The organism is Pseudomonas sp. BJP69 (assembly GCF_007633355.1).
Lineage (GTDB): Bacteria > Pseudomonadota > Gammaproteobacteria > Pseudomonadales > Pseudomonadaceae > Aquipseudomonas > Aquipseudomonas juntendi.
In genome coordinates this window covers 1,748,802-1,765,849 of the sequence record NZ_CP041933.1, presented here as the reverse complement: position 1 = coordinate 1,765,849, position 17,048 = coordinate 1,748,802, and the positions used below count along the sequence as shown (strand labels likewise).

The window sequence follows — 17,048 nt, the reverse complement described above, 5'->3', positions numbered from 1 at the left end:
TGCGAGTACGCACAAAAAAACCGCCGCTGGTGTCAGCGGCGGTTTTCGAGGGCGCATGCCTTAGAACGGCATTTTGAAGCCCGGCGGCAGCTGCATGCCGGCGGTCATGCCGCCCATTTTTTCCTGGCTGCTCTGCTCCACCTTGCGCACTGCATCGTTCAACGCAGCGGCGATCAGGTCTTCCAGTACTTCCTTGTCATCTTCATCGGTCGACATCAGGCTCTGGTCGATGCTGACGCGCTTGACGTCGTGACGACCGGTCATCACCACGCTCACCAGGCCGCCACCAGACTGGCCGGTGACTTCGGCGTTGGCCAGCTCTTCCTGCATTTTCTGCATTTTTTCCTGCATCTGCTGGGCCTGCTTCATCAGGCCGGCCATGCCACCTTTCATCATGGGGGTATACCTCGATTGGGTCATTTGATGCGGCCCGGCGCCGGGCCGGCCGCAGGGTTATCCGTTACTGGCCCTGGTTGGCCAGGGCTTCTACAGGCTCAATAGTATCCTGCCGCACCTTGGCACCGAACAACTTGATCATCTGCTGGATCAATGGATCCTGCTCGATCGAGGCGACGGCGCCCTGCTGACGCTCGGCCCGCTTGCGCGCGGCGGCCTGGGCCGGGGTTTCCTGCTCGGGCAGGACCAGTTCGATGCGCAGGTTCAGCGTGCGCCCCAGATGCTGGTTGAGCGCCTCGTTCAGGCGCCGCTGCTGGGTCGTGTTGAACAGCGCACCTTGGCCTGGGTCCAGGTGCAGCAGCCAGTCGTCGCCATCGGCGGCAATCAGCGTACAGTTTGCTGCGATGTTGCCTGTCATACCGGAGACAGGCAACTGTGGGAATAATTCCAGCCATTGCAGGGCCAGACCGGTGGCCGGCTTGGCGGCTGGCAACGGAGCAGGCGCGGGCGCAGGGGCTTCTTCCTGAACGTGTTCGGCTAACTCGTCGAGGTAGCTGAAGCCAACCGGATCGCTTTCGCCGCCGTAGTAGTCTTCGTCCAGCGGCGGCTCGTCGTCCCGGTCCATGCCAACGGCGGCGTAGGCAGACGGGTCGAAAGGCGGCTCGTCATGCACGGCAGGCGCGGCCATAGGCGCCGCCTGCGGGGTCGGCCGCGGGGCTGACGCGGGCTCGGCAACAGGCTCTGCGACAGGCGCGCTGGTCGGGGCTGGGTCCTCCCACGGCAGGTCGACCACCTCGGCGACGGGCTCAGGCACCGAAATGGCCTCGACTTCGGCCCTTAGCTCGGCGTCTGCGGGCAGCTCGGGCTCATGGTCCACCGTGGCTGGCGGCGGCACTACCAGCGGCGCGGGTGCAGCGGGCGCAGGCTCGGCGGCGGGTGGCGGCACGGCAGGCGCAGGGGCTGCCACCGGGTTTGCAGGATCAGCTGTGGCCTGGCTGATCCCCACTGGCTTTAGCACCGGTTTCGGCGCATCGTCGGTGTCGGCCGGGCGGAAGGCGAGCATTCGCAACAAGACCATCTCGAAGCCACCACGCGGGTCCGGCGCCAGCGGCAGGTCACGCCGACCGATCAGGCCCATCTGGTAATAGAACTGCACATCCTCGGCCGGTAATGCCTGGGCCAGCGCCAGCACCCGGTCACGGTCGCCCTGGCCGTTGTCCACGGCCTCGGGCAGCGCCTGGGCGATGGCTACACGGTGCAGCACGTTGAGCATTTCCGCCAGCACGCCAGCCCAGTCCGGCCCTTGCTCGGCCAGGTTGCGCACGGCCTCCAGCAGGGCCCGGGCATCGCCCTCGAGCAGCGCCTGCAGCACCCCATAGACCTGCCCGTGGTCGAGGCTACCGAGCATGGCCCGCACATCGGCGGCCAGCACCTTGCCTTCGCCGAATGCAATGGCCTGGTCGGTCAGGCTCATGGCGTCACGCATGGAGCCGTCGGCGGCACGGCCCAACAGCCACAGGGCATCTGCCTCGAACGGGACGTTCTCCGCAGCAAGCACATGGCTGAGGTGCTCGACCACCCGCTCTGGGCTCATGTTCTTCAGCGAGAACTGCAGGCAACGCGACAGGATGGTGGCCGGCAGCTTCTGCGGGTCGGTGGTGGCCAGGATGAACTTGACGTACGGTGGCGGCTCTTCCAGGGTCTTGAGCAAGGCATTGAACGAGTGCGTCGAGAGCATGTGCACTTCGTCGATCAGGTAGACCTTGAAGCGCCCACGGCTGGGCGCGTACTGCACGTTATCGAGCAGTTCGCGGGTGTCTTCGACCTTGGTACGGCTGGCGGCGTCGATTTCGATCAGGTCGACGAAGCGGCCCTCGTCGATCTCCCGGCATACCGAACAGGTGCCGCAGGGCGTGGAGGTGATGCCCGTCTCGCAGTTCAGGCATTTGGCGATGATACGGGCAATGGTAGTCTTGCCCACGCCACGAGTACCCGTGAACAGGTAGGCATGGTGCAGGCGTTGGTTGTCCAAGGCATTGATCAAGGCCTTGAGCACATGGGTCTGGCCGACCATTTCGCGGAACGAGCGCGGACGCCATTTACGTGCAAGAACCTGATAACTCATCGAAAAACCATCGTAGCCTGATCGAGCGGAAGATCGCTAATGCTAGCGGAGCGGGGGCAAAATTGCACCCTGCGCAGCTCGTCTAAGCTATGAATCGGGCGCCTGTTGTCCAGGGAGGAGATGCTTTTGCGAAAACTGCTGGCCTTGCTGTTGGTCTGGGCTACCCAGAGCGTGGCAGAACAGCCGGTGCTGCGTTTTTCCGTGGCTGAAAGCTGGAGCATGCCGCTGGTGCGGATTGAAGATGACCAGCCGGTCGAGGGCCTGGTCTATGACCTTGTACAGGCGCTGGCCAGGGAAGCAGGGGTCCGCCCGCAGTACCACGTGATGGCCAGGCTGCGCTTGCAGGAGGCCATGAACAGCGGTGACATTGATGTGCGCTGCTACGTCAGCACGCAGTGGTTCAATGACCGCCCGGGGGACTTTGTCTGGAGCATCCCGCTGTTCCACCAGCGCGACGTGCTGGTGGGGCGCCTTGGCGACAGCAACCCGGTCGCAGCAGAGCAACTGCCGCCCCAGGCCATCGGTACAGTGCTGGGGTACACCTATCCAACCTTGCAACCCCTGCTGGACCAAGGCCGACTGAGCCGCGAAGACAGCCGCAGCCAGCTGCTGGTCCTGCAGAAACTGCAAGCCCACCGCTATCGCCATGCAGTGAGCAACGAGTTGTCGCTGCAGTGGTTCAACCAGGGGCAGCCGGCAGCTCGGCAACTGCAAGTGCTGGCAGTGCTGGAGGAGCAGGACCTGGGGTGCATGGTGCGCAACGACCCGGCGATACCCACACAAGGGCTGCTGCGGGCCTTGGTGCGGCTGAAACAGACGGGGGAAATCGAGCGGATCCTACAGCGATACGCAGGGATGGGCCGTAGCGACAACCCATCTGTCGCTCGCCCGTGAAACAGAAGCGCTGGTGATGTACAGAGGCTGCAAGCCAGCACGCTCCCTGTGGCCGCTGGCTTGCCGGCGATCAACGGTGAAGCTGGTGCCTATACCGCGTCGCCTGTTTCGCGGGCACGCCCGCTCCCACAGGGTATTGCGACCGATTCGAGCTCGCGTGCTGCCTGTGACATGGGTAGGCGCCTAGAGGCGGAGAGCAAAGGCTTGCGACATGCGGCGCAGTGCCCTGAGGGAGATCACCTGGCCTGCCTTAAATTCCGGCGACTGATGAAGCTGTCGGCGGTGGGAGCATTGGGCGAGAAGCAGGACAGAAAGAAGGCGTTCGCAGCAGATTGAGGTTTTCCGACCCCGGAAATGGAGGCGGCCCCACCAGCCACACCCCGGCACTCGATGTTCCCGCTATGGCTGCTCCCTTCCGGGCCTGACCAGGTTAACGGGTAATCAATGCGGGGGGACCGATAGGGCCACCACAACATGCCTCGCTGAGCAGCGAGTGGCGCCATTGTACCGGTCTTGGGGGCAGATACAACCTCTGGGAGCAGAAAAAGTCATCATTTCTCAATGACTTGTCTGGGTTGGGGTGGCGCTGCAGGCAAGACTGGCGCGAGGCCTGTGGGAGCGGGCGTGCCCGCGAAGCAAGCTACGCGATGGATGGCACCGGCTTTGCCGGTGTTCGCGGGCACGCCCGCTCCCACAAGTGGCGCGCGCAGGCACTCAAATAGTGATGCCCTGCTCGGCCAGGAACGCGACGAAGGCCTCTTCGTCCAGCACCTTCACGCCCAGCTCGCTGGCCTTAGCCAGCTTCGATCCAGCCCCCGGCCCTGCGACCACGCACTGGGTCTTGCCAGACACCGAACCGGCCACCTTGGCGCCAAGGCTTTCCAGCTTGTCCTTGGCCACATCGCGGCTCATGCGCTCCAGGGTACCGGTCAGCACCCAGGTCTGGCCGGCCAGCGGCAAACCCTCGGCGACTTTCTTCTCGCTGGTCCAGTGCATGCCGAACGCCAGCAACTGCGCCTCGATCGCGCGCGCCAGTTTCTGGTTGGCCTCATCCTTGAAGAATTCACGCACCGCGTCCGCCTGCTTGGCCGCCAGTGCCTGGCGCAGGTCGATGCCGTCGGCAGCGATGATCTTGTCCAGGCTGCCGAGCTTGGCTACCAGTTTCTCGGCACCGGTTGGGCCTACCGAAGCGATGTCGAGCTTGGCGATCATGCCGGCCAAGCTGGTGCTGGCCGCGAATTCGGCGGCCAACTCGCCTTCGTCCTGCAGGTGCATGCCGCTATCGAGCAACTGCTGGATAACCTTCTGGTTGTGTTCGTCTTCGAAGAAGTTGTGAATCTCGTAGGCGACCTCAAGGCCAATGTCCGGCAGATACGTCAGCACCTGCGGCAAGGCCTGCTGCACGCGCGCCAGGCTGCCCAGCGAACGGGCCAGAACCTTGGCCGTCTCCTCACCCACATCCGGTATGCCCAGCGCATAGATGAAACGCGCCAGGCTCGGCCGCTTGCTGGCTTCGATGGCATCCAGCAGTTTGCGGGTGGACACCTCGGCGAAGCCTTCCAGGCCGACCACCTGCTCGAACTGCAGCTTGTACAGGTCAGCCGGCGAGCCGATCAGGCCTTCGTCCACCAACTGCTCGACGCTTTTTTCGCCAAGCCCGTCGATGTCCATGGCGCGACGCGACACATAGTGAATGATCGCCTGCTTGAGCTGCGCACCACAGGCCAGGCGGCCGACACAGCGGTACACCGCCCCTTCGCTGGTGGTCTCCTTGCCCTTGCTGCGCTTGACCAGCTGGGTGCGCTCGACTTGCGAGCCACACACCGGGCACTCGCTTGGCACGGCAACCGGGCGGGCATCGTCCGGGCGACGCTCCAGCACCACCTGCATCACCTGCGGGATCACGTCGCCGGCCCGGCGGATGATCACTGTGTCGCCAATGCGCAGGCCCAGGCGGGCGATTTCGTCCATGTTGTGCAGGGTGGCGTTGGACACGGTCACGCCCGCCACCTTGACCGGTTTCAGGCGCGCCACCGGGGTGACCGCGCCGGTACGGCCGACCTGGAACTCGACGTCCAGCACCTCGGTCAGCTCTTCCATGGCCGGGAACTTGTGGGCGATTGCCCAGCGCGGTTCACGGGCGCGGAAGCCCAGCTCACGCTGGGCGGCCAGGCTGTTGACCTTGAATACCACACCATCGATTTCATACGGCAGGCTGTTGCGCCGCTCGCCGATGTCGCGGTAGTAATCCAGGCACTCTTCGATCCCTGCCGCATGCTTGAGCTCGCGGCTGATCGGCAGGCCCCAAGCCTTGAGCTGTTCAAGGATGGCGATATGGCTGTCGCCGATGCTGGCAGACAGCTGACCGACGCCGTAGCAGCAGAACTCCAGCGGGCGGCTGGCCGTGATTTTCGAATCGAGCTGGCGCAGGCTACCGGCAGCCGCGTTGCGGGGGTTGGCGAAGGTCTTGCCGCCGGCTTCGGCCTGGGCTGCATTGAGGCGGTCGAAGCCGGCCTTGCTCATGTAGACCTCGCCACGCACTTCCAGCACCGCGGGCCAGCCCTCGCCGTGCAACTTCAGCGGAATGTTGCGCACGGTGCGTACGTTGGCGCTGATATCTTCGCCAGTGGTGCCGTCGCCGCGCGTGGCACCCTGCACCAGCAGGCCGTCGCGGTACAGCAGGCTAACGGCCAGGCCATCGAGCTTGGGTTCGCAACTGTAGTCAACCGCGCCGGGCTGATCGAGGCCGTCCACCACACGGCGGCCGAACTCACGCAGGTCGGCTTCCTCGAAGGCGTTGCCCAGGCTGAGCATGGGCACTTCATGGCGCACCTGGCTAAAGGCCGACAGGGCTGCACCGCCGACGCGCTGGGTGGGCGAGTCGGGGGTAACCAGGTGCGGGTGTTCGGCTTCCAACGCCTTGAGCTCGTTGAACAGGCGGTCGTATTCGGCGTCGGGCACACTGGGCTCGTCGAGCACGTAGTAGCGGTAGTTGTGCTGGTCGAGTTCGGCACGCAGTTCGTGGATACGGGTTTCGGCGGTCATGGGGTTTGTCTTCTCTTGCAAAGCAAAAGAGCAGCCTGGGGTGGCGGCTGGGGTCTGGACTAGCGATTGCCTGCCCTGGCCCTGTCGCCGGCAAGCCAGCTCCCACAGGCAATTGTGGGAGCTGGCTTGCCGGCGACAGGGCCGGAACAGGTAACAACACCCGAACCGGCCAGCACGCCCTCAGGCTGCTCTTTCGTTGGATCTGTCAGCGCTTCTGGGTCAGCGCACGGCGCTCGAACTCGACGATGCGCTGGCGATAGTGCTCGATGGTCTGGGCGGTCAGCACGCTGCGCTGGTCGTCCTTGAGCTCACCGTTCAGTTCATGTGCCAGCTTGCGCGCGGCCGCCACCATCACGTCAAAGGCCTGCTTCGGATGACGTGGGCCAGGCAGGCCGAGGAAGAAGCTCACCGCACGGGTGCTGAAATGGTCGATGTCGTCCAGGTCGAACACACCAGGCTTGACCGCATTGGCCATGGAGAACAGCACTTCGCCGTGGCCGGCCATGCTTTCGTGGCGGTGGAAGATGTCCATTTCGCCGAAGCGCAGGCCGCTTTCAAGAATGTTCTGCAACAATGCCGGGCCCTTGAAGCCACCCTCGTCGCGGGAAATGACGCTGATGACCAGCACCTCTTCGGCCGGTGGCAGCTCCTTGACGCTGCTGCTGGCAGCGGGCGCCGGGTTGCCACGGGTATTTTCGGCGGCGAAGTCGTCGTCGCTGTCGGTGAACAGGTCGGGCTCGCGCGGCTCGGCGCTCAGGCCCAGGTCGCCCTGCTGCACATCGGCCGCGGCTGTGGCGCGCTTGCCACGCTTGCTGGCCTTGGCCGGCTTTGGCTCGCGCTCGCGATCACGCGCCGAGGCGCTGAGCGAAGGCAGGTCGCTTTCGTCCAGTTCCGGTTCTTTATGGGTATCCAGTACCCGCGACGGGCCGAGTACTTCGGCACTGCCGCCCTCTTCGTCCGGCAGGTTGGAATAACTGCGGTCCAGACGGAATTTCAACTTGCCTTTGCCGCCGCGCATGCGGCGCCAGCCGTCGAAAAGAATACCGGCAATGACAATGATGCCGATGAGGATCAGCCACTCGCGCAGACCGATTTCCATGTAATCCCGTGCCTCTATAAAAATATGCTTGAAAACAAAGGGTTCAAAGCCCTTTAACACGTGGCGCCAACTCTATGTTCTGACAGGCGTTTTACCCACGCAATAAACGAGTGACATTAAGCTAGCACGACCAAAGACAACTTTACACCGTCTGTCGCACATGACGGGGGCATTTCGTTGGAGAAAGTGCCCGCATCGTCGCACATCACGCATCGACCATGGCCATGGCGGCCTCCACATCAACTGCAACAAGACGTGAACAACCGGGTTCATGCATGGTTACCCCCATCAGTTGATCGGCCATCTCCATCGCAATCTTGTTGTGGGTGATGTAGATGAACTGCACGCTCTCACTCATTTCCTTGACCAGGCGCGCGTAGCGCCCGACGTTGGCATCGTCCAGCGGCGCATCGACTTCGTCGAGCATGCAGAACGGTGCGGGGTTCAACTTGAAGATGGCAAACACCAGCGCCAATGCGGTCAGTGCCTTTTCGCCGCCGGACAGCAGATGGATGGTGCTGTTCTTCTTGCCCGGCGGTCGCGCCATGATCGTCACCCCTGTATCGAGTAGATCTTCGCCCGTCAGTTCCAGATAAGCGCTGCCACCACCGAAAACTTTTGGGAAAAGTGCCTGTAATCCGGCATTTATCTGATCAAAGGTATCCTTGAAGCGGTTGCGGGTTTCCCTGTCGATCTTGCGAATGACGTTTTCCAGGGTCTCCAGCGCCTCCACCAGGTCGGCGTCCTGGGCATCCAGGTAGCGCTTGCGCTCGGATTGTTGCTCGTACTCCTCAATGGCGGCGAGGTTTATCGCCCCCAGGCGCTGGATACGCGCCTCGAGTTGCTCCAGCGCCTGTTCGGTGCCCTGCTCGCTGGCATCGGCCTCCAGGGTGGCGAGCACCCCTTGCAGGTCGTAACCGTCGGCCAGCAGCTGCTCCTGCAGGGTCTTGCGCCGCACATCCAGGCCCTGGCACTCCAGCCGCAGCTGCTCCAGCTGGCCGCGCAACAACAGCGCCTGCTGCTCGGCCTGCGTGCGGCGCTTCTCGGCCTCGCGCAATTCGCGGTCGGCTTCGTCCATGTGCAGGCGGGCCAGGCGCATTTCCTCGTCAACACTCATGCGCAGTTCCAGCAGCGCTTCGAGCTTCAGGCGCAACTCTTCCTGTGGCGCCTCGCCCTCCTCCAGGTTCAGGCTCAGTTGCTCCTGGCGCTCGGTCAGCCTTGCTGCTTGCTGCTCTAGGCGCTCCAGGGCCTGGCGGGTGGAGTCATGCTGCGCACGCAGCGAGCCCAGCCGCACGGCCAGCTGGTGGGCGTGGTCCTTGTGCTGGCGGGCCTCCTGGCGCACCCGGTCGAGGCTTTCTCGCAGGGCGTCGCGGCGGGCCATCAATTGCTCGCGCTGCTCGGTGTCCTGGGCCATCAGCTCCACCGCCTCTTGCAGCAACAAGCGGGCTTCGCCCAGTTGTTCGTGCTCAAGGGCGCGTTGTTCTTCCAGTTCGGCCAGTTCTTCCTGCAAGCGCCGGCGCCGCAGCTCGACCTGTTCGGCGCGCGCACGGCTGGCCGAGAGGCTGGCTTTCAGTTCACCGTGCAGGCGGTTTTCTTCCTGGCTGCGGCGGCGCAGTTGCTCGCGCTGTTCTTCCAGGTCCAGCTGCTGCTCGCGCAGGGTTTGCAACTGTTGCTCAAGTTGTTCCAACGCCGCTTCCTGCTGCAGTTGTTCCTGGCCCAGGCGGTCGATTTCCTGGCCACGCGCCAGCACACCGCCTTCAGCCTCACCGCCACGGCGCACCCGCAGGAAGTGCCGGCCAACCCAGTAGCCATCGCGGCTGACCAGGCTCTGGCCGTCGCCAAGCGATGTGCGCTGCGCCAGCGCCTGGACCAAGTCTTCGACAGGCTTGACCTGACCCAGCCAGGGTGCCAGATCGACACGGCCTTCGACCTTTTCCAGCAGGCTGCCGGGCAACGACGCGCTGGCATCGCTGGCCTGCAGCAAGCGCAGCTCGCCTTGTTCCAAACCGGCAAAATCGAGGCCGTTGAAATCGTCCACCAGCACGGCCTGCAGGTCAGCGCCGAGCACGGTTTCTACGGCAAGCTCCCAGCCCGGTTCTACCCGCAAGCCTTCAGCCAAGCGTGGCTGTTGATCCAGGCCCTGGCCCTGCAGCCAGTCTGCGGCGCCCGCCCCCGGCTCCAGGGCTGCCTGCTGCAACGCTTCCAAGGATGCCAAGCGGCCGCCCAGGCGCTGCAGGTCGCCCTGTGCCTGCTGCTGGGCCTGGGTAGCCTGCTGCAACTGCCCGCGCGCGCTTTCCAGACCCTCGACCACCTGTTCTTCGGAGAGCTGCAGTTCTTCCAGCAACATCTCGCTGCTGGCCAGTTGCTCGGCCAGATCCAGCAGGGTGGCGTCCTGCGGATCGCTCCCCAGTTGCTCGCGCTCTTCGCCCAGCTTGCGCTGGCGCTCAGCCTGGCGCTCCAGGCTGGCTTCCAGCTGCTGCAGGCGCGCCTGCTGCACTTCGGCCTTGCGGCGCGGTTCGGCAGAGCGGCTGTTGAAGCTGTCCCACTGCTCTTGCCAGCCGTGCATGGCCAGCTCGGCCTCTTCCAGCGCCGCCGCAGCTTCTTCGGCGGCGCCCAGGGTCATTTCCTGCTCGGGTTCGAGCATGGCCAACTCTTCGCCCAGGGTCGCCAGCAAGGTGCGGTCATGCCCCAGGTGCGACTCGGTTTCCAAACGGGTGCGCTCGGCCTCCTTGAAGTCGTCCTGCAACTGGCGCAGGCGCTGCTGGCCGTGCTGGATACTCTGCTCGACCCGGGCAATGTCACCGGCCACCGAATAGAAACGGCCCTGCACCTGGTTGAACCGCTCGGACAACTCGTGATGGCCGTCACGCAGGCGCTCGATGCTGGCATCGGCGTTGCGCTGCTCGGCCACCAGTGCCTCATGGGCCACGCCCTGGTCACCGATCACCGACTCGCGCTGGCGTACCCGCTCGTCCAGGTCGCGCCAGCGCAGGGCCGACAGCCGCGCTTTCAACTGCCGTTCCTGCGCCTTGTACTCACGGTACTTTTCCGCGGCCTGGGCCTGGCGGTGCAGGCGCTCGAGCTGGCGTTCCAGTTCTTCACGCAGGTCGGTCAGGCGTGCCAGGTTTTCCTGGGTGCGGCGGATACGGTTCTCGGTTTCGCGGCGGCGCTCCTTGTATTTGGAGATGCCGGCGGCTTCCTCGATGAAATTGCGCAACTCTTCGGGCTTGGCCTCGATCAGCTTGGAGATCATGCCCTGTTCGATGATCGAGTAGCTGCGCGGCCCCAGCCCGGTGCCGAGAAAAATGTCGGTGATGTCGCGCCGGCGGCACTTGGTGCCGTTCAAGTAGTAGCTGTTCTGCCCGTCGCGGGTGACCTTGCGGCGGATGGAAATTTCGGCGTACGCGGCATACTCGCCGACCAGGGTAGTTTCGCTGTTGTCGAAGACCAGCTCGATGCTGGCCTGGCTGACCGGTTTGCGCCCACTGGAGCCGTTGAAGATGACGTCGGTCATCGATTCGCCGCGCAGGTTCTTCGCCGAGCTCTCGCCCATCACCCAGCGCACCGCGTCAATGATGTTGGATTTGCCGCAGCCGTTGGGGCCGACCACGGCCGCCATGTTGCTGGGGAAATTGACTGTGGTCGGGTCGACGAACGACTTGAAGCCAGCCAGGCGAATGCATTTGAGGCGCATCGGTCAGCCTCGGGCCAGTGCCGCCAGCACCAGTTCGCAGCTGCGCTGGCAGTAAGCGGTAAGCACCTCGCGAATGTGCGGCAGGTCACGGGCGACCACCGCTTCGAGCAGGCGCGCGAACAGGTCGAGGTAATCGATCATGTTGGCCTGGCGTTGGTCCAGCGCCAGATAATAGGCACGGCTCATGGCCGGCTGCAGGTTTTCCACGGTTTCCTGCAAGAAAGGGTTATCGGCAAACGGATAGGCGGCGCGCATCACCGCGAAGCTGTCACCGACGAAAGCCTTGATGTCCAGCAGGTCGTGGGCGCGCTGCAGCCGCTGCTGAATCTCCAGAAACGGGCGCAGGTCGGCTTCGGTGCGCCATTTTTGTGCAACCGCATTGCCCAGCAGGATATAGAACTCGCCCATCAGCGCGCACAGGCTGCGCACGCTGCGTTCGTCCAGCTCGGTGACATGGGCACCGCGGCGCGGCAAGATCGCCACCAAGTGGCGGCGTTCGAGAATCAGCAACGCCTCGCGCACCGAACCGCGGCTGACATTGAGTGCCTGCGTAACCTTTTGCTCCTGAATGCGCTCGCCGGGCGCCAGCTCGCCGCGGATAATGCGTTCGGCCAGGTAATCGGCAATCTGCTCGGAGAGGCTGTCCGGGGCCTTGAACGTCATGGTTTTCCTTCAAAATCATTGAACTGGGCACAAGGGGCGAAGTGTAGCGCACTTGACCATTGGTCGCGCAGAGGGGGCAGGCGGTTTATTTGACCCAGCAGACAACCTCGGGCCCGGCGCGATCTATGCTTGCAATATGGGCAATGAACAGGGTTGGGCGAGACCATGCGCAATTTCTTGACCCTTGGGTCAGAAAAATATTGACCTGCTGGACAGGTGTTGCTTAGAGTCCGCCCAACAACAATAAAACCATTGCGAGGCCATCCCCGTGATCCAGTTTCTCGTCAATCAGGAGCTGCGTAGTGAGCACGCCCTGGACCCTAACATGACGGTGCTGCAGTACCTGCGCGAGCACCTGGGCAAACCCGGCACCAAGGAAGGCTGCGCCAGCGGTGACTGCGGCGCCTGCACCGTGGTGGTCGGTGAACTGACCCAGGACGCACAGGGCAACGACAGCCTGCGCTACCGCAGCCTCAACTCGTGCCTGACCTTCGTCTCGTCGCTGCATGGCAAGCAGCTGATCAGCGTCGAGGGCCTCAAGCACCAGGGCCAGCTGCACAGCGTGCAGCAAGCCATGGCCGATTGCCATGGGTCGCAATGCGGGTTCTGCACACCCGGCTTCGTGATGTCGCTGTTTGCCCTGCAAAAGAACAGCGACGGCGCCGACCTGCACCAGGCCCAGGAGGCCCTGGCCGGCAACCTGTGCCGCTGCACCGGCTACCGGCCGATCCTCGACGCCGCCGAGCAGAGCTGCCGCCAGCCTTGCCGCGACCAGTTCGATGCCCAGCAGGCGCATACCATCAGCCGCCTGAAGGCCATTGCCCCCACCCAGACCGGTGAACTGAACAGCGGCGACAAGCGCTGCCTGGTGCCACTGACCGTGGCGGATCTTGCCGAATTGTACAGCTCGCACCCAGAGGCGCGGCTGCTGGCCGGCGGTACCGACCTGGCCCTGGAAGTCACCCAGTTCCACAAGACCCTGCCGGTGATGATCTACGTGGGCCACGTCGCCGAACTCAAACGCATCGAGAAAACCGCCAGCCACCTGGAAATCGGCGCCGCAACCCCGCTCACCGACTGCTACGGCGCCCTGAACGACGAGTACCCCGACTTCGGTGCCCTGCTGCACCGCTTCGCCTCGCTGCAGATCCGCAACCAGGGCACCCTCGGTGGCAACATTGGCAATGCCTCACCGATTGGCGACTCGCCACCCCTGCTGATCGCCCTGGATGCGCAGGTGGTGCTGCGCCAGGGTGAGCGTCAACGGGTGATGCCGCTGGAGGATTACTTCATCGACTACCGCATCACTGCCCGCCAGGACAGCGAGTTCATCGAGAAGATCATCGTGCCACGCGCCAGCCGCGACTGGGCGTTCCGTGCCTACAAGGTATCCAAGCGCCTGGACGACGACATCTCCGCCGTGTGCGGCGCTTTCAACCTGAGCATCGAGGACGGGGTGGTCAGCGGTGTGCGCATCGCCTTTGGCGGCATGGCAGCGATACCCAAGCGCGCGCGCGCCTGCGAAGCCGCGCTGCGCGGCAAACCCTGGAACGCGGCGGCCATCGAGCGTGCCTGCCAGGCCCTGGCCGAAGACTTCACCCCGCTCAGCGACTTCCGCGCCAGCAAGGAATACCGCCTGCTGACTGCACAGAACCTGCTGCGCAAGTACTTCATCGAACAGCAATCGCCGCACATCGAAACCCGGGTGACCGCTTATGTCTAACCACCATGTAGCCAAGAGCCAGGCCGAGATGGCCGAACTGTTCAGCCAGCACCTGACCACCGGGGTTGGCCGCAGCGTCAAGCACGACAGCGCCGACAAACATGTCTCCGGCGAGGCGCTGTACATCGACGACCGCCTGGAATTCCCCAACCAGCTGCACGTCTATGCCCGCACCGCCGACCGTGCCCATGCGCGCATCCTGCGCATCGACACCACGCCGTGCTATGCCTTCGAGGGCGTGCGCATCGCCATCACCCACGAAGACATCCCTGGCCTGAAGGACATCGGCCCGGTGGTGGCGGGTGACCCGCTGCTGGCTATCGACAAGGTCGAGTTCTTCGGCCAGCCGGTGCTGGCCGTGGCTGCACGCGACCTGGACACCGCACGCAAGGCGGCCATGGCCGCAATCGTCGAGTACGAGGACCTGGAGCCAGTGCTGGACGTGGTCGACGCGCTGCGCAAGCGGCACTTCGTGCTTGACAGCCACACCCACCAGCGCGGCGACTCCGCCAGCGCCTTGGCCAGCGCCCCGCACCGCCTCCAGGGCACATTGCACATTGGTGGCCAGGAGCACTTCTACCTGGAAACGCAGATTTCCTCGGTGATGCCTACCGAAGATGGCGGCATGATCGTCTACTGCTCCACACAGAACCCCACTGAAGTGCAGAAGCTGGTCGCCGAAGTACTCGACGTGCCGATGAACAAGGTGGTGCTGGACATGCGCCGCATGGGCGGCGGCTTTGGCGGCAAGGAAACCCAGGCCGCCAGCCCGGCCTGCCTGTGCGCGGTGGTGGCGCGCCTGACCGGCCAGCCGACCAAGATGCGCCTGCCGCGGGTCGAAGACATGACCATGACCGGCAAGCGCCACCCGTTCTACGTCGAGTACGACGTGGGCTTCGATGAGAATGGGCGCCTGCATGGCATCAATCTGGACCTGGCCGGCAACTGTGGCTATTCGCCCGACCTGTCTGGCTCGATCGTCGACCGCGCCATGTTCCACTCAGACAATGCCTACTACCTGGGCGATGCCACCGTGCATGGTCACCGCTGCAAGACCAACACTGCCTCCAACACGGCGTACCGCGGCTTTGGCGGCCCGCAGGGCATGGTTGCCATCGAACAGGTGATGGACCACATTGCCCGCCACCTGGGCCGTGACCCCCTGGCGGTGCGCAAGGCCAACTACTACGGCAAGATCGAACGCAACGTCACGCATTACTACCAGACCGTCGAGCACAACATGCTCGAAGAGATGACCGCCGAGCTGGAAGCCAGCAGCGACTACGCCGAGCGCCGCGAGTCGATCCGCCGCTTCAACGCCAACAGCCCGGTGCTGAAGAAAGGCCTGGCCCTGACCCCGGTCAAATTCGGCATTTCGTTCACCGCCACCTTCCTCAACCAGGCCGGTGCGCTGATCCACATCTACACCGATGGCAGCATCCACCTGAACCATGGCGGCACCGAAATGGGCCAAGGCCTGAACACCAAGGTGGCGCAGGTGGTGGCACAGATCTTCCAGGTGGATTTCAGCCGTATCCAGATCACCGCCACCAATACCGACAAAGTGCCCAACACCTCGCCCACGGCCGCCTCGAGCGGTGCCGACCTGAACGGCAAGGCGGCGCAGAACGCGGCCGAGATCCTCAAGAAACGCCTGACCGAGTTTGCCGCACGGCACTATCAGGTGACCGAGGAAGACGTCGAGTTCCGCAACGGCCATGTGCGGGTGCGCGATCAGATCGTCAGTTTCGAGCAGCTGGTGCAGCAGGCCTACTTTGCCCAGGTGTCGCTGTCCAGCACGGGCTTCTATCGCACGCCGAAGATCTACTACGACCGCAGCCAGGCCCGTGGCCGGCCGTTCTACTACTTCGCCTTCGGCGCTGCCTGTGTGGAGGTGATCGTCGACACCCTGACGGGTGAATACAAGATGTTGCGCGCCGATATCCTGCACGATGTCGGTGACTCGCTGAACCCGGCCATCGACATTGGCCAGGTAGAGGGCGGTTTCATCCAGGGCATGGGCTGGCTGACCACCGAGGAACTGGTGTGGAACGCCAAGGGCAAGCTGATGACCAACGGCCCGGCCAGCTACAAGATTCCGGCAGTGGCCGACATGCCACTGGACCTGCGCGTGAAGCTGGTGGAAAACCGCAAGAACCCGGAAGACACCGTGTTCCACTCCAAAGCCGTGGGCGAGCCGCCGTTCATGCTCGGCATCGCCGCCTGGTGCGCGATCAAGGATGCCGTGGCGAGCCTTGCCGATTACCGCGTGCAGCCGAACATCGACGCGCCGGCAACGCCGGAGCGGGTGTTGTGGGGGTGTGAGCAGATGCGAAAGGCGGTGGCCCAGCAGCAACCGTCTGAACATGAATTGGAAACCGTCACCCACTGACAACGCAAGGCCCTGTAGGAGCGGCCTTGTGTCGCGAAAGGGTCGCGAAGCGGCCCCAAGATCTTGGCTACTGCATAGATTGTCGGGGCTGCGGTGCAGCCCATTCGCGACACGAGGCCGCTCCTACAAGGGGGCCGTGTCGATCTTTAGAGAGGTCGCATCATGCACCAATGGATCAACGCCCTCGCCGACCACCAGGCCCGTGGCGAAGCCTGCGTACTGGTGACCATCATCGAGGAACGCGGCTCGACCCCGCGTAATGCCGGCTCGAAGATGGTGGTCAGCGCCAGCGGCCTGTTCGACACCATCGGCGGTGGCCACCTGGAATACAAGGCCCTGCACATCGCCCGGCAAATGCTTGAAGCACAACGCACCACGCCGCACCTGGAACGCTTCAGCCTCGGCGCCAGCCTGGGCCAGTGCTGCGGCGGCGTCACCGTGCTGCTGTTCGAACCCATGGCTGCCGTGCAGGCGCACATCGCCGTGTTCGGCGCGGGCCATGTCGGCCGCGCTCTGGTACCCTTGCTCGCCGCCCTGCCCTGCCGGGTGCGCTGGGTCGACTCGCGTGAACAGGAATTCCCCGAATTCATCCCCAACGGGGTGACCAAGGTGGTCAGTGAAGAGCCGGTCGACGAAGTGGCACAGCTGCCACCAGGTTGCTACTGCATCGTCATGACCCACAACCATCAGCTCGACCTGGAACTGACCGCCGCCATTCTCAAGCGCAACGACTTCACCTGGTTCGGCCTGATTGGCTCGAAGACCAAACGGGTCAAGTTCGAGCACCGCCTGCGCGAGCGGGGCTACGACGACGCGCTGATGGCGCGCATGCGCTGCCCGATGGGCCTGGCCGAGGTCAAGGGCAAGCTGCCCATCGAGATCGCGGTGTCCATCGCCGGTGAAATCATCGCCACCTACAACGCCTGCTTTGGCCAGCACGACGCTGCCGCCAATGCCGGCCCCATTGCCCAGTTGCTGCCGCCCTCCCGGCGCAGCCAAGCCCTTTGACGAGTGAGT

At 64.1% G+C, this 17,048-nt stretch carries 10 protein-coding genes, 1 other RNA gene and 1 pseudogene; 5 read left to right on the top strand and 7 right to left on the bottom strand.

Annotated features, from left to right (window positions below; genetic code table 11):
- Positions 1 to 60 precede the first annotated feature (60 nt).
- Together FPB55_RS08260 and dnaX are read right to left on the bottom strand one after the other, a co-directional pair.
- The gene (locus FPB55_RS08260; RefSeq protein WP_003254305.1) at positions 61 to 396 is read right to left on the bottom strand and encodes a YbaB/EbfC family nucleoid-associated protein; all 336 of its coding nucleotides are present in this window, start codon (positions 394 to 396) and stop codon (positions 61 to 63) included.
- 64 nt (positions 397 to 460) lie between these two features.
- The gene (gene dnaX / locus FPB55_RS08255) at positions 461 to 2,521 is read right to left on the bottom strand and encodes a DNA polymerase III subunit gamma/tau (protein WP_144187951.1); all 2,061 of its coding nucleotides are present in this window, start codon (positions 2,519 to 2,521) and stop codon (positions 461 to 463) included.
- 126 nt (positions 2,522 to 2,647) lie between these two features.
- Here dnaX and FPB55_RS08250 point away from each other — a divergent pair, with 126 nt between their 5' ends.
- Together FPB55_RS08250 and FPB55_RS26510 are read left to right on the top strand one after the other, a co-directional pair.
- Positions 2,648 to 3,415: a transporter substrate-binding domain-containing protein gene (locus tag FPB55_RS08250; protein ID WP_301336247.1), complete on the top strand. Its 768-nt coding sequence runs from the start codon at positions 2,648 to 2,650 to the stop codon at positions 3,413 to 3,415.
- Positions 3,416 to 3,592: 177 nt separating this feature from the next.
- Positions 3,593 to 3,751, top strand: a pseudogene (locus FPB55_RS26510) (MerR family transcriptional regulator); the annotation flags it as partial.
- A 28-nt stretch (positions 3,752 to 3,779) separates the two neighbouring features.
- Here the strand turns inward: FPB55_RS26510 and ffs are convergent.
- The 5 genes from ffs to FPB55_RS08220 form a co-directional block, all read right to left on the bottom strand.
- Positions 3,780 to 3,876: signal recognition particle sRNA small type (gene ffs / locus FPB55_RS08240), an RNA gene on the bottom strand.
- Between the two features lie 253 nt (positions 3,877 to 4,129).
- Complete coding sequence (gene ligA / locus FPB55_RS08235) at positions 4,130 to 6,460, bottom strand: NAD-dependent DNA ligase LigA (RefSeq protein WP_125855172.1); 2,331 nt, start codon at positions 6,458 to 6,460, stop codon at positions 4,130 to 4,132.
- 205 nt (positions 6,461 to 6,665) lie between these two features.
- Positions 6,666 to 7,559 carry a cell division protein ZipA gene (zipA, locus tag FPB55_RS08230; protein WP_054881417.1) on the bottom strand — a complete coding sequence of 298 codons (894 nt, stop codon included), beginning with the start codon at positions 7,557 to 7,559 and terminating at the stop codon, positions 6,666 to 6,668.
- A 205-nt stretch (positions 7,560 to 7,764) separates the two neighbouring features.
- A complete protein-coding gene (gene smc, locus FPB55_RS08225; protein WP_144187949.1) occupies positions 7,765 to 11,253 on the bottom strand; it encodes a chromosome segregation protein SMC in 3,489 nt (1,162 codons plus the stop codon).
- 3 nt (positions 11,254 to 11,256) lie between these two features.
- Entirely contained in the window at positions 11,257 to 11,916 is a 660-nt protein-coding gene (locus tag FPB55_RS08220; RefSeq protein ID WP_115293661.1) for a GntR family transcriptional regulator, read from the bottom strand.
- A gap of 268 nt (positions 11,917 to 12,184) precedes the next feature.
- Between FPB55_RS08220 and xdhA the strand changes: the two genes are divergently transcribed.
- The 3 genes from xdhA to xdhC all read left to right on the top strand — a co-directional run bounded on the left by xdhA (position 12,185) and on the right by xdhC (position 17,039).
- Positions 12,185 to 13,639: a xanthine dehydrogenase small subunit gene (gene xdhA / locus FPB55_RS08215; RefSeq protein WP_054890191.1), complete on the top strand. Its 1,455-nt coding sequence runs from the start codon at positions 12,185 to 12,187 to the stop codon at positions 13,637 to 13,639.
- Positions 13,632 to 16,031: a xanthine dehydrogenase molybdopterin binding subunit gene (gene xdhB, locus FPB55_RS08210; RefSeq protein WP_115293660.1), complete on the top strand. Its 2,400-nt coding sequence runs from the start codon at positions 13,632 to 13,634 to the stop codon at positions 16,029 to 16,031. Before xdhA ends, xdhB begins: the two co-directional genes overlap by 8 nt.
- 162 nt (positions 16,032 to 16,193) lie before the next feature.
- On the top strand, positions 16,194 to 17,039 hold the full coding sequence (xdhC, locus tag FPB55_RS08205) for a xanthine dehydrogenase accessory protein XdhC (RefSeq protein WP_009683926.1): 846 nt from the start codon (positions 16,194 to 16,196) through the stop codon (positions 17,037 to 17,039).
- Positions 17,040 to 17,048: the final 9 nt, after the last annotated feature.